Origin of the sequence: Methylobacterium sp. E-046 (assembly GCF_022829625.1) — a bacterium.
GTDB classification, from domain to species: Bacteria; Pseudomonadota; Alphaproteobacteria; order Rhizobiales; family Beijerinckiaceae; genus Methylobacterium; species Methylobacterium longum.
Window position 1 is genome coordinate 1 of sequence record NZ_JAKSYP010000243.1, and the last position, 12,718, is coordinate 12,718.

11 protein-coding genes are annotated in these 12,718 nt (G+C 71.5%); 4 read left to right on the plus strand and 7 right to left on the minus strand.

The features are described from left to right. Window positions 1-1,250: DNA translocase FtsK (locus tag MKK82_RS25890; protein ID WP_243987317.1), on the minus strand; the 1,250-nt coding region annotated here is incomplete at its 3' end. 304 nt (window positions 1,251-1,554) lie between these two features. On the opposite strand from MKK82_RS25890, the gene mtnA reads away from it, so the two are divergent. Together mtnA and MKK82_RS25900 are read left to right on the plus strand one after the other, a co-directional pair. Continuing rightward, window positions 1,555-2,655, plus strand: coding sequence for an S-methyl-5-thioribose-1-phosphate isomerase (gene mtnA / locus MKK82_RS25895; protein WP_238293850.1), 1,101 nt, complete (start codon window positions 1,555-1,557; stop codon window positions 2,653-2,655). 506 nt (window positions 2,656-3,161) lie between these two features. Then, window positions 3,162-3,857: a class I SAM-dependent methyltransferase gene (locus MKK82_RS25900; protein ID WP_238293852.1), complete on the plus strand. Its 696-nt coding sequence runs from the start codon at window positions 3,162-3,164 to the stop codon at window positions 3,855-3,857. A 9-nt stretch (window positions 3,858-3,866) separates the two neighbouring features. Here MKK82_RS25900 and MKK82_RS25905 read toward each other — a convergent pair whose 3' ends face one another. The 5 genes from MKK82_RS25905 to pth all read right to left on the minus strand — a co-directional run bounded on the left by MKK82_RS25905 (window position 3,867) and on the right by pth (window position 7,185). Then, window positions 3,867-4,856, minus strand: coding sequence for a MaoC family dehydratase (locus MKK82_RS25905; RefSeq protein WP_238293853.1), 990 nt, complete (start codon window positions 4,854-4,856; stop codon window positions 3,867-3,869). A 178-nt stretch (window positions 4,857-5,034) separates the two neighbouring features. Further along, the gene (gene ychF / locus MKK82_RS25910; protein ID WP_238293855.1) at window positions 5,035-6,132 is read right to left on the minus strand and encodes a redox-regulated ATPase YchF; all 1,098 of its coding nucleotides are present in this window, start codon (window positions 6,130-6,132) and stop codon (window positions 5,035-5,037) included. 15 nt (window positions 6,133-6,147) lie between these two features. Further along, window positions 6,148-6,312 (minus strand): hypothetical protein, encoded by a 165-nt coding sequence (locus MKK82_RS25915; protein ID WP_238293857.1) that lies wholly within the window; start codon window positions 6,310-6,312, stop codon window positions 6,148-6,150. Further along, entirely contained in the window at window positions 6,305-6,535 is a 231-nt protein-coding gene (locus MKK82_RS25920; RefSeq protein WP_238293859.1) for a hypothetical protein, read from the minus strand. Before MKK82_RS25920 ends, MKK82_RS25915 begins: the two co-directional genes overlap by 8 nt. 41 nt (window positions 6,536-6,576) lie before the next feature. Beyond that, the gene (gene pth / locus MKK82_RS25925; protein ID WP_238293861.1) at window positions 6,577-7,185 is read right to left on the minus strand and encodes an aminoacyl-tRNA hydrolase; all 609 of its coding nucleotides are present in this window, start codon (window positions 7,183-7,185) and stop codon (window positions 6,577-6,579) included. 339 nt (window positions 7,186-7,524) lie between these two features. Between pth and MKK82_RS25930 the strand changes: the two genes are divergently transcribed. Further along, entirely contained in the window at window positions 7,525-7,755 is a 231-nt protein-coding gene (locus tag MKK82_RS25930; protein WP_238293863.1) for a hypothetical protein, read from the plus strand. Between the two features lie 44 nt (window positions 7,756-7,799). On the opposite strand, the gene MKK82_RS25935 is transcribed toward MKK82_RS25930, so the two are convergent. Next, on the minus strand, window positions 7,800-9,995 hold the full coding sequence (locus MKK82_RS25935; protein WP_238293865.1) for an FUSC family protein: 2,196 nt from the start codon (window positions 9,993-9,995) through the stop codon (window positions 7,800-7,802). A 663-nt stretch (window positions 9,996-10,658) separates the two neighbouring features. Here MKK82_RS25935 and MKK82_RS25940 point away from each other — a divergent pair. Next, window positions 10,659-12,332, plus strand: a complete 1,674-nt coding sequence (locus tag MKK82_RS25940) for an FAD-dependent oxidoreductase (protein ID WP_238293867.1) — start codon at window positions 10,659-10,661, stop codon at window positions 12,330-12,332. Window positions 12,333-12,718 lie beyond the last annotated feature (386 nt).

Sequence of the window (12,718 nt, forward strand, 5' to 3'; positions counted from 1 at the left end):
GTGACGACCGGGCCCGGCCGCACCGCCAGGATGTCGCCGCGCACCCCGAAATCGCCCAGCGTCGCCTCGAGCAGCGTGGCGTTCTGTTCCAGGGAATCCGCCGAGACCAGGCTCGCCTGCGAGGGACCGCGGGGGGCGGCGAGCAGGTCGAGGGCCGGCAGGGTGTAATCCTCGGGATGGACCGGCGGCGCGGGTGCGCGCCGCGCCGGCACGGGCGCGGCGGCCGGCGGGGCGACGCGCGAGGCGGCCGGCTCCGGCCGGAGCGCGGCCGGGCTCGGGGGTGCGAGGGCGTCGGTCTCGTCGTCGTCGTCGTGCGCGAGGATCGCGCGGCGGTCCGGTTCGGCCGCCGCCGGGACCTCGTCGTCCCGGCCGAGGACGGGCTCGCGCCGGCTCGCAGGCCGGGTTCCCTCGGGCCGGTGCTCGGCCCAGGGCAGGTCCGCGTCCGTGAAGGCGCGCCGCGCCGCCAGGGCCGGCGAGGCCCCGTCGAACGGCTCGGCCCGGCCCCGGCGCCACGCGGCGATCCGGTCGCCCACGGCGAGGCGGAGCCCCATCAGGCCCTGCGCCAGGGTTCCGATGCCGACGAGGCCGAGGCCCGGCTCGTCGGCATCCTCGCGCTCGTCGCGGCCCCGCGCCGGCACACGCCGGACCGGGTAGGGCTCGTCGTGCAGGGACTCCTCCTCGACGACGCCGAAGCGGCAGGCGCCGGTCAGGCTGAGGATCGCCACGGCGGCGTAGCCGAAGCCGACGAGGTGCGCCGCCGCCGACGAGACCGCGCCGACGATCACCCGGGCCATCGACAGCAGCCCGTCGCCGGCCACGCCCCCGAGGCCGGTCGGGAGCGGCCAGCGCGTCGTGGGCGGCAGCGCGCTCGCCACCGCGCTCGCCGCGCAGAAGCCGATGATCCACAGAGCGATGCGCAGGCCGCCTTCCGGCAGGTCCCGCTCGCGCATCAGCCGCACGCCCCAGAGGGCCGGCGGCAGCACGAAGGCGAGGGAGCCCAGGCCGAGGATCTGCATGGCGAGATCGGCCACCACGGCGCCCGGCTGGCCGAGCACGTTGTGGGCGGCATGGTTGGTGGCGTGGTTCAGGCTCGGGTCGTCGATCGACCACGTGGCGAGCGCCACGGTGAACGCCACCGCGCCGGTGAAGAGCACGAGCCCGCCGAGTTCCGTCAGGCGCTTGCCCAGGAATGGGCGCACGCTGTCGACGAAGGTATCGTAGGGCGATGCGGGACGGCGAAGCGAGCGCATGCGGGACCGGACGCAGGACGGGGACTTGCCTGCGAGGCTAGGCATGGCCCCCTTAACGAGCCGCTAAGGTTGAGGAAGGCTGACCGGCCCGCGGCCCGGCATCCCCAAGCCGAGGCCGCCCCGGTCGCGGCGACCCTGTCGACCCGACCGGTCACCGGCGCCGGCCGCGGAGCGCGACCGGGGGCTCCCTCCCGCACGGGAGGGGGCCTCGCGCCATCCCGCCGCGTCGCCGATCATGCCGCGTCGATCCGCCGGCCGGTCCGGGAGGGTGCAAAATCCGTCCCGCTGTGGCACAGGACCGGCCATGAATATCGACGGCCAGCCCTACCGCACGATCTTCCCGGACCCGGACGGGCTCAGCGTCCACGTGATCGACCAGACGCGCCTGCCCTTCGCCTTCGAGCTGAAGCGCCTCGCCACCCTGGACGACGCCGCGGTGGCGATCCGCACCATGATCGTGCGCGGCGCGCCGCTGATCGGCGTCACCGCGGCCTACGGGCTGGCGCTGGCCATGCGGGCGGATGCCTCGACGGACGGGATCGACCGGGCGGTGGCGGTGCTCGCCGCCACGCGTCCGACCGCGGTCAACCTGCGCTGGGCGCTCGAGCGGGTCTCGGCCAACCTGCGGCAGGTGGCGCCGGACGACCGCTTCGCCCGCGCCTTCGCGGAGGCCGGCCGCATCGCCGAGGAGGACGTGGCGAGCTGCCGCTCGATCGGCGCCCATGGCGGCCGGATCATCGCCGACCTGCACAGGGCCAAGGGGAACGGGCCGATCACCGTGCTGACCCATTGCAACGCCGGATGGCTGGCCACGGTCGATTGGGGCACCGCGCTGGCGCCGATCTACGCCGCCCACGCGGAGGGCGTGCCGGTGCACGTGCTGGTCGACGAGACCCGGCCGCGCAGCCAGGGCGCGGCACTGACCGCCTTCGAGCTGAACGGCCACGGGGTGCCCCACACGGTCATCGCCGACAATGCCGGCGGACACCTCATGCAGCACGGCGAGGTCGATCTCTGCATCGTCGGCTCGGACCGGACGGCCGCGTCGGGCGACGTCTGCAACAAGATCGGCACCTACCTGAAGGCGCTGGCGGCCCACGACAACGGCGTGCCGTTCTACGCGGCCCTGCCATTCTCCACCATCGACTGGACGCTCGACGACGGCGTCAGGGAGATCCCGATCGAGGAGCGCGACGGGCGCGAGGTCACCCACATGACCGGGCGGCTCGCCGACGGCGGCTTCGCCACCATCGAGGTGGTCTCCCCCGGAAGCCCCGTGGCAAATCCCGCCTTCGACGTGACTCCGGCGCGCCTCGTCACCGGGATCATCACCGAGCGCGGCGTCTGCGACGCGAGCCACGAGGGCCTGTACGGGCTCTACCCGGAGCGCCGGAAGGCGGCGTGAGGGGGGCGGGTCCGGGGTTGGCCCCGGCCGAGCCAAGACAGTCCTGACCACGCCAAGAGAGTTCCTGGCCCCGCCAAGAGAGTCCCTGGCCAAGCGGGTGACGGCCTGCGCGGAACCCTCCGGCCCGCCCCCGCATCCTGAGGCGCCGGGAGCCCGGCGGAGCCCACGGAAGCGGCCCTCCGCCGGCCGCGCGACCTCTGAACGTCCCCCCCAGGTCGGCCGCGCGGCATCCCGGGATGGGTGCAGGCTCAATAGCGCCCGACTTCGATCCGGGTGACCGGGAAGCGCTCCGTCCTCCTTGCCGCCGCGACATCCCGGATCCGCGTGCGCGGTGTGGCCGAAATGGCAGCCCTGGACTCAATCCGTGCGCTGTATTCCCGCCTGCACTTTACCCGAGCGTACCGTGTCCGGCAGAACGGACACTGCACTGTCCCGGGATTGAGAAAGTCCAGGCCGGCGAGGGACTGTTCATCCCGTCAGGCCTGGTGGCTTTCGAGGTGGCCGTCATGGCGAAATTTCACTTCGTCGAGGATTACGAGACCTACGTACGGCAATTGAAGCGCGATCTGCCCCTCGATGAGGCGATGAGCGTTGCCGTGGGCGGCGATTACCAGCGTATCGGCGCGATCGAGTGCGAGATCCTCCAGCATCTCGGGCTCCGGGACGGCGACAGAATCGTCGATTTCGGCTGCGGCTCGGGGCGTCTCGCGGTCAACCTCGCGCAGACCTGCACGGTCGACTACCTCGGACTGGACGTCGTCCAGGATCTCCTCGACTACGCCAGGAGCCGGTGTCCCGGAACGTATCGCTTCGCCAGGAACACCGCGCTGGCGCTGCCGGTCCCCGAGGCGAGCGTCGATGTCTTCGCGGCCTTCAGCGTCTTCACGCACCTCCTGCACACGGAGTGCTACATCTACCTGGAGGAGATGTACCGGGCGCTGAAGCCGGGCGGGCGGGTCGTGGCCTCGTTCCTCGAGTTCAGCATGCCCTCGCACTGGGGGGTCTTCACCAAGACCGTGGGCGAGCAGCGCACCAGCACGGTGCCGCACCTCAACACCTTCATCGAGCGCAGCGTCTGGCAGACCTGGGCCGCCCATCTCGGCTTCGAGACCGTCCGGTTCATCGACGGCACGGCGGCACCGTGGCCGTCGGGCGTATATCTGGGTCAGTCCCTCGTGGTCCTCGGCAAGGGGGCGGCGTGACGGGCCCGCTCACGGCTCCCACTGGTGGAAGACCGCGCTGTCGAAGGAGAAGACCGGCTCGCCGCGCTGGTTCACCCCGGTGTTGCGCGCGAAGGCCAGCCCCCAGCCGGGCCGCGAGGTCGAGGCGCGCTTGTCGGTGAGCTTGGTGCTGAACCGCACCGTGTCGCCCGCGTAGACGGGCTTCAGCCATCGCAGGTTCTTGAACCCGGGGGAGGGACCCGCCTCGGGGACCCGGCCCCGGGCCGCCGTGCGGGCGGTGTCGCGGGCGCGGGTCGTGAGCATCCGGTTCATGTAGGCCGCCGCCGTGTGCCAGCCGGAGGCGCAGAGGCCGCCGAAATGGCTGCGCCGGGCCGCCGCGGGATCGAGGTGGAAGGCCTGCGGGTCGTAGGCCCGCGCGAAGGCCACGATCGCCTCGGCGCTGAACGGATAGGCGCCCAACTCGCGCACGGCGCCGATCTCGGCGTCCCGCAGGAACGGCAGGATCTCGGCATCGTCCGGCTCCGCGACCGGCCCGGGTACGCCGGTCTCCACCGGCCGGGGCGGCAGGGGATCGGTGCCGCGACGGGCCAGCATGAAGGTGAAGCGCTGGGTCAGCACCGTCTCGCCGCGCTGGTTGTCGAGGGCGATTTCGGCGGTCACGAAGCCGAGCCCGGGCTTGGAGGCGGAATCCCGCAGGCCCGCGACCCGGAAGGTCAGCGTCAGGGCGTCCCCCGGCAGCACCGGGGCGAGCCAGCGCAACTCGTCGATCCCCGGCGCGCCCAGCGACGAACCGCCCTGGAACGGTCCCTGCTGGAGCAGCCGCATGCCCAGGGCCGCCGTGTGCCAGCCGGACGCGATCAGCCGGCCCGCGAAGGTCGCCTCAGCGGCCGCCTCGTCGAGGTGGAAGGGCTGGAAGTCGAAGGCCTTCGCGAAGCCCACGATGGCGTCGCGGGTGACGGTGAGGGGCTCGCCGACGATCACGTCGCCGACGGCGAAATCCTCGAGGGCGGGATCGGGCATGGCGGGCTCGTCTCGGTGACCGGCAGGGGAACGGGGTACGGGGGAACGGGACAGGTCGTCCCGGCGCGCGAAGCGAAGCGATCCCGTCGGCGCGACGCTCGCCCGTGTCGCGCTGCCCTGGCTTGCTTCATCCCCCTCGCCGGGACGGCGGGCGGCCCAGGGCTGAGCGCGACCGAACTCACGTGGCGAAGCGGAAATGCAGCACGTCGCCGTCCTGCACCACGTACTCCTTGCCCTCCAGGCGGAGCTTGCCGGCATCCCGGGCGCCGGACTCGCCGTTCAGCGTGGTGTAATCCTTGAACGCGATGGTCTCGGCCCGGATGAAGCCCTTCTCGAAATCCGAGTGGATCACCCCGGCCGCACCGGGGGCGCGGGTGCCCTTGGTGATCGTCCAGGCGCGGGCCTCCTTGGGGCCGACCGTGAAGTAGGTCACGAGGCCGAGGAGATCGTAGCCGGCGCGGATCACCCGGTTGAGGCCGGGCTCGGCGAGCCCCACCGCCTCCAGGAACTCCGCCTGATCGGCCTCCGGCATCACGGCGATCTCGCTCTCGATCTTGGCCGAGACCACCACCGCCACGGCGCCCTCCGCCTTGGCGCGGGCGAAGACCGCGTCCGAGTAGGCGTTGCCCTTGTCGGCGTCGCCCTCGTCGACGTTGCAGACGTAGAGGACGGGCTTGGCGGTCATCAGGCCGAGCGACTGGAACAGCTTCTCCTCGTCGGGCTTGCGCTCCACCAGCCGCGCCGGCTTGCCCTCGCGCAGGAGCGGCAGCGCCCGGTTGACGAGCTCGAGGCTCTCCTTGGCCTCCTTGTCGGCGCCCTTGGCCTTCTTCTCCAGGGCGACGGCCCGGCGCTCCAGGCTGTCGAGGTCGGCGAGCATCAGCTCGGTCTCGATGGTCTCGATGTCGGCGGCCGGATCGACCTTGCCCTCCACGTGGGTGACGTCGCCGTCCGTGAAGCAGCGGACCACGTGGGCGATGGCGTCGACCTCACGGATGTTGGCCAGGAACTGGTTGCCCAGACCCTCGCCCTTGGAGGCGCCGCGCACCAGCCCGGCGATGTCCACGAAGGTCAGCCGCGTCGGGATGATCTCCTTCGACGCCGCGATCCGGGCGAGGTCGGTCAGCCGGGGATCGGGCACCGCCACCTCGCCGACATTCGGCTCGATGGTGCAGAACGGGTAGTTCGCCGCCTGGGCGGCCGCCGTCTGCGTCAGCGCGTTGAAGAGGGTCGACTTGCCGACGTTCGGCAGGCCGACGATGCCGCATTTGAAGCCCATGGATCGGTTCCGTGATCAGTTCCGTCGCAGCACTTCGTCGGGCGACGCGCGGAAAGGGTTGATGAGAATGAGACCTTCGAACACGGCGCCCCGCGCCATGGCCTCGGTCGGGACGTAGGGGCAGCCGGCGTCGCGCCGATGGATCGGCACGGTGGTGTCCACGAAGACTGGGTCAGTCATCGGAGATCCGGTCGCGCGTCGGTGCGCGTCCGTTCTCGTCGGTCAAGTTCATCGAGGGGCCGGCCAGGGATCGCTCGATCGCCTCGAACTGCGTCGGCGGCCGGCCGACGCGCCGCTCGACCGAATCGGCCACGAAGCGCGACAGGCGCTCGCCGTCGCGCACGGCGGCGACCGGCGCCCGCCGCAGCAGGGCCTCGCTCATCGGCCCGGTGACGTTCTTCATAGCAGCCTCTGCGGCCTATATCGTGTCCTCGTGTTTTCGTGTCAATTTCGCGCGCCCAGCGTCTTCACGTCGTCCCAGCCGCGGCCCGCCATGGCGAGGTGAACCTTGTTCTGGAAGCTCGCATCCTCGCCGGCGGCCAGCAGCGCGGCGTGGTCGGCCACGGCCCGGCAGAGGTCCTCGACCCAGGGCTGCTCGGCCTTGCCGAAATCGTTGAGCACGTACGAATGCACCAGCGCCTTGTCTCCGGGATGGCCGATGCCGAGGCGGACCCGGCGGTAGTCGTTGCCGCATTGCGCGGTGATCGAGCGCAGGCCGTTATGGCCGGCATTGCCGCCGCCCAGCTTCACCCGGAGCTTGGCCGGGGCGAGGTCGAGTTCGTCGTGCAGCACGATCACGTCGGCGAGCGCGATCTTGTAGAAGCGCTGTGCCTCCGAGACCGCGCGGCCGGACTCGTTCATGAAGGTCGAGGGCTTCAGCAGGATCGCCCGCTCCGGACCCAGCACCACCTCAGCGGCCTCCCCCTGGAAGCGGTGGCGGAACGGGCTCGCCCGGTGCTGGCGGGCGATGGCGTCGACGGCGAGGAAGCCGATATTGTGCCGGTTGCCCGCGTAGCGCGCGCCCGGATTGCCGAGGCCGACGATCAGCCGCATGGTGGTGCATCCCTTTCAGGCCGCGGTCTGTGGCACGCTTCGGCGCGGGACGCATCCCCGGCCATGTCCCGGCCATGTCCCGGCCATGTCCCGGCTTTGCCCCGGCCGTGCCCCCCGCGCGTTCGGTCTTCCGGCCCGCGGCCCGCACCCCCCGTGCGCCACCGCACGGCAGCGGGCGAACCCGGGGCGCAGTATCGCCGTTGAGAGGTCACATTCGGCCAAGCAAAGCCGGAGCGATCAAGACCGCCGACAGCACATCGCGACGACGATCTTCCTCACTCGACAGGATTGACCGGATGACTTCCCGATGAAGTCATACGAGAACGCTAGGAGATCATCATGACCGTCCGCATGCTCGCCGCCGCCGCCCTGGTCGCCGCGGTCGCCACGCCCGCCCTCGCGCAGGGCCTGGATTCGAAGCACGCGCCCTACCCGGCCTCGGCCTATTCGGGCTGGGTCGGCAACGCCCCGCTGGCGTCGCGGGTCCCGGCCGCCTACGGCCGGCCGCCCGCCTACCGCTACGCCGGCTCGCATGCCGGCGGCCCGGCCAACGCCCTGCCGCGCTACTGAGCCGGACCGGGGCCGCGGATCCTCCGCCCGCGATCCGCGGCGCATCACCGGGCCCGTGAGAGCTCGGAAGGCCCGGGGGGATGCCCGTCGCGGTCGGTCATCCTCGGCTCGGGATCGGGCGCCGGCCCGCCGGCCGCGCGAAGTTCCGCCGGGCGCAGGGTCCCGACCAGGAGTTCGACCTGGCTGACCAGCCGGACGAGCGATTGCCCGCGATCCCGGGCCGGCCGCTCCGGCACAGGCCGATCTTCGCTCACGGCCGCCAGGGTCGCGGCGATCCAGTCCCGCCAGGTCTCCGCCTTCGGATCGGCGGCCTCCGGCGCGTGCCGCAGCACGGTGAGCCGGGCGCTGATCCGGCGTAAGGTGGCGTCGGCCACGAGGGCGGCCTCCACCTCCGGATGGTGTCCGGCCCGGGGCTGCTGCAGGGCCCGCGACAGCGCCGCCTCCAGGTCGTTGAGGGCGAGGCCGGCCGCGCGGGTGGTGGCCAGGATCGCGGCCTCCCGCTCCGGTCCGGGCGGCATGCGCAGGACGGCCTCCGCGAAGGCCGCGTGGCCCCCGAGCGCCCGCCGCAGCTCCTGGCGGACCTGATCGGGCTCCCAGATCGGCCAGAGCACGAGGCAGCTCGCCACCGCGATCAGCCCGCCCAGCACCGTGAAGCCCGCCCGCATGGCGACGATCTCCCAGGAGCTGTGGCCGGGCTCGAGCAGCTCGACCAGCAGCACCACGAGGGGCGTCAGGCAGGCGACGAAGAAGCCGTAGGAGATCTGGCGCGCCGCGAAGCCCACGATGCTGAGCACCAGGATCAGCCCGGCCTCGCTGAGCGGGGTGGTGGCGTAGTAGGCCAGCACCGCGCCCACGAGGCCGCCCAGCACCGTGCCGCCGATCCGCTCCAGGGCCCGCTGCCACGTCGCCGCGTAGAAGGGCTGCATGGTCAGCACCACGGTCATCACCAGCCAGTGCGTGAAGGCGCCCGCGTAGGTCAGGGTGGCGGCCAGGGCCGGCGCCGCCACCGCGCTCGCCCGCAGGGCGTGCCGCAGGTTCGGCGAGGCGAGGGTGAGGTTCTGCCGCAGGGGCCCGACGTAGCGGGTCCACCGGTCGAGGCTGCCGCCCTCCGTGAGGGTTCCGCCGGGCCGGTAGCCCTCCGGCGTCGACAGCTTGGCGCCGATCCGCACCCGCCCGACGATCCGCTCGGCGAGGCGGGCCAGGGTCGGATCCGTCGACAGGCCCTCCGCGGCCCGGGTGATCGCGGGCTCCAGGCGGGCGAGGTCGAGGCTGGCATCGTCGCGGATGGCCCGGGCGATGGTCACCAGGAGGGGGCGCAGGCGCCGCAGGAAGATCTTGGCCAGCGCCCGGCGCTGTGGCTCGGGCCGGCTGTCGATCAATTCGCCGACGGCGATCAGGGCCGAGAAGATCTGCTCGGCGCTCTCCAGGCGCAGCAGGGCTTGCCCGGTGCGATCCGAGACGCGCTCGCGGGAGCGGGCGAGGTCGAGGATCATGGTCCGGGCGGTCTCGATGCTGGTCCGCACGCCCCGCCGGTGATCGCGGGCATGCCCGTCGAAGGCCTCCGCGTCGGGCTCCGGCAGGGCGACGAGCCGCTCGAGATCGCCGCAGAGCCGCGCGAGGCCGCGCCAGACCTCCGCCACGGCCCGGTGGGCCGGCCGGTAGGGGTGCAGCCGCCAGATGACCAGGGCCAGGAACGTCGCCCAGAGGCCCCCGGCCGCGAACATCAGCACGGTGGTTGCGGCCTGCCCCAGGGTGAGCGGCCGGTCGAGGGCGATGCACAGGACGACCACCAGCACGTTGCCGGCCGCCTGCGCCTGCACGCTCCAGACGCGGGCGTACGAGCAGGCGAAGATCAGCGCGCAGGCGACCGGGACCACGACGGGCAGCCCCAGGGGTTGGATCAGGCCCAGCCCCGCCCAGAGGAGGCCGCCCAGGAAGGAGAACGCGGTGAGGACCCGCAGCCGCGTCCGCGTCGGCCCGCCGTTGTCGCAGAAGCAGGCGAGGTTGGCGGCGAGCGCCATGGTCAGGAGCGGCGGCCACTGTGCCCAGATGTTGATCAGGATGACGGTGCCGAACGCGAAGGCGGCGCGCACGCCCTCCACGAGCCGCACGCCGCGCAGGTCGAGGCCGGTCGGCAGCCGCCGCAGGTCCGCGCCGGGCCGGCTGAGGCTGCCCCGTCCGGCCGCGAACCGGCGCCGGGCGCGATCGGGCGGCGATGTCGAGGGACTCGGCGCGGGCAACCTCGGTCTCCAGTCGGGGGCCCGCCGCGGGCGCGGTGGCCGGGCGTGAACCGCGCCCCGACCTGTCCGGATCCGCCGCGCCGCGCAACCCCGAATGGGCGGACGCGCGAGCGCCGGGCGCCCGCAGGGACCGGCGCGGATCCGGACTGGCCGGGGCGGCCACCCGACACCACGGCGCAACCGGCCCGGGCGGCAATCCTTTCAGAGGGGCGGTTCGGGACTCATCGCCCTCACTCCCGTCCGTCCGATGCAGGGACGGATCCCGCCCGACGGCGCCCGCCGACTGGTCCTGCGGTCGGCCGCGTCGGCCCCGGTGGAGGCGAATCCCATGGGGACGATTCGGCCGAGGCGGCCGATCGGCAGGCGGTCCGGGGGGGCGAGATCTACGCCGCCGTGCTCAGCCATTCGAGGAATCTGACGCGGTAAGATCGCTGGATAGCTCAGATATCGAAATATTTGATTATTATTCCAGATCCATTATGAGCGACATCATATCATATATTTACTTGTCAAGGAGCGATTTCCGTCTCGATTCATGTCCAACGCAGATCGATATGAGTATTAATATATCTATAATGATCATTATACAGAAATAGATTGTAAACAAGCTCGGCCGCATGTCTACTGGCATGAGATGTGCTCTATTCGGGGGAGAGGTGACTTGTGGCGATCCGACAAGGGGCTCCCGATGGAGCCGACACATTCGACCTGTGCGTCGTCGGATCGGGCCCGGCAGGTCTCGCCGTCGCACTTGCCTGCGGAGGCCGTGGTCATTCCGTCATTGTCTTGGAGGCCGGCGGCGGAGGAACGGGATCACCGGCGACGCACCCCGTCCTTATCGTGGACACGATCACCCACGCCCCCCTCAACATCTCGACCCGCGCAGGTCTGGGGGGCACGTCGTCGGCCTGGGGAAGGCTTTGCGTTCCCTACGACCCGATCGATTTCGTGGAGCGCCCGTGGGTCCCGGCCGCCGCATGGCCGGTCACCTACGCCGACGTAGCCAGGTGGCATGCCGAGGCCGGTCGGTTCCTCGATTGCGGGACCGTCTTCGAGGAGGCCGAGTCGGCACCGGCTGCAATCGACGCCGTCGATACCGGGCAACTCGGGCAACTCGCCCGCGATGTCGGGCTCGGTACGGCCTATCACCGTACGCTCGCCGCCTCACGACAGATCACGGTCTGCCTGGGAACCCGGGCCGTCGACGTCGTCTGCGACCCGACCGGGGGGCACGTCATCGGCGTCGATGTCAGTTCCGCGCAGGGCGCGAAGCGGGTTCTCGCGCGGCGCGTCGTGCTGGCCGCCGGTGGCCTGCGGACCACCCAGATGCTCCTCGCGCTCGCCCGGGCCTGGCCGCTCCACTTCGCGGCCGGTCGGGCTCCGCTGGGGAAATACTACATGGGACACCTGACGGGCGAGATCGCGACGCTCGTGTTCCGCGATCCGGGACGGGCCTCGGCCTTCCTGTACGGCTGCGACTCGCAAGGCCGGTGGGCCCAGAGACGCCTGAAGGTGCCCCCCCGATGTCAGACGGCGAACAGGCTCCTGAACATCGCGTTCACGCTCAGGGCGCCGCCGCTCGACGATCACCGCCACCGCGACGGCGCGCTCTCCCTGCTCGTGTTGCTGGCAGCCTGCCCGGGATTGGCCCGCCTGGTCCGGTCCGAGCGACTGCACGAGTCCCTCGCCGCCCTGCGCCGTGAGGATCGCCTGCACCATCTGCGCAACATCCTGCGCCAACCGGCCGCGACGCTGCGCGGCATCTCCCTATTGGCCGGGCTCCGAGCGAGAAATCTTCCGATCACGGCCCTGAATGGATCCGGCCGGTACTCGCTTCGCTACCATGCCGAGCAACTGCCCAATCCCGAGAGCCGGGTCTCTCTGGAACAAGACGCTTCGAGCCTCGTCGTGGATTTCCGCTACCATCCCGACGACTTCACGTCGGTCGTCCGCGCCCACGAACGTCTCGACGCCGCGCTGCGTACCGCGGGGGTCGGACACCTGGAGTATCATGCCGCGCGCGGTCAGCCGCTCGACCTCGTGCGGACCCTGGCCAGCGACGGCTACCACCAGATTGGAACCACGCGCATGTCGCGTGATCCCGCCTCCGGCGTCGTGGATCCGGATTGCTGCGTCCACGGATTTCCCAATCTGTATGTGGCCTCCGCAAGCACGTTTCCGACGTCGGGGAGCGCCAACCCGACCTTGCCGATCGTCACGATGGCCCTCCGCCTCGCCGACCACATCTGTGCAACGATCGGCCGGGACGCCGTCGCGGCGAGCCTGCCGTCGTGCAGACTCCTGGTCCCGGAACCCGCAACCGGCGCCGTCTTCTAGGGTATCCCGGCTAAGCCGCGGCCTCGGCGTCGATCCGGCCAAGCCACGGGCGTCCGGGGGCGTGGTTTGGCCTTGGCTCGGGCTTGACTCGGGCTTGGCAGGGCTTCCCGAAGGCTGGACGGCGTGTGGTGGCGGGTACGCTTGACCGCGGACCAAACCCGTGGCCTTTAACCCGCCTGGCTCTCAGACTCCGTAGCTCAGCTGGATAGAGCAGCCGCCTTCTAAGTGGCAGGTCTCACCTGGGCCGATCGTTGATTTCCCCTACGTAACAGCGGCGTAGGTCGTTCTGAGAACGGCTCGTCGGACGGCACTCGGACGGCCTTCGCGCCGTCATAGGGCGGAAAGGCTGTTTTGAGTGGCGCTTTCGCGGCGCGAGCCGTTTTCCG

Coding starts and splice junctions, on each gene's coding strand:
- mtnA (WP_238293850.1), top strand. CDS start 1,555: ATGAATATCGACGGCCAGCCCTACCGCACGATCTTCCCGGACCCGGAC.
- MKK82_RS25900 (WP_238293852.1), top strand. CDS start 3,162: ATGGCGAAATTTCACTTCGTCGAGGATTACGAGACCTACGTACGGCAA.
- MKK82_RS25905 (WP_238293853.1), bottom strand. CDS start 4,856: ATGCCCGATCCCGCCCTCGAGGATTTCGCCGTCGGCGACGTGATCGTC.
- ychF (WP_238293855.1), bottom strand. CDS start 6,132: ATGGGCTTCAAATGCGGCATCGTCGGCCTGCCGAACGTCGGCAAGTCG.
- MKK82_RS25915 (WP_238293857.1), bottom strand. CDS start 6,312: ATGACTGACCCAGTCTTCGTGGACACCACCGTGCCGATCCATCGGCGC.
- MKK82_RS25920 (WP_238293859.1), bottom strand. CDS start 6,535: ATGAAGAACGTCACCGGGCCGATGAGCGAGGCCCTGCTGCGGCGGGCG.
- pth (WP_238293861.1), bottom strand. CDS start 7,185: ATGCGGCTGATCGTCGGCCTCGGCAATCCGGGCGCGCGCTACGCGGGC.
- MKK82_RS25930 (WP_238293863.1), top strand. CDS start 7,525: ATGACCGTCCGCATGCTCGCCGCCGCCGCCCTGGTCGCCGCGGTCGCC.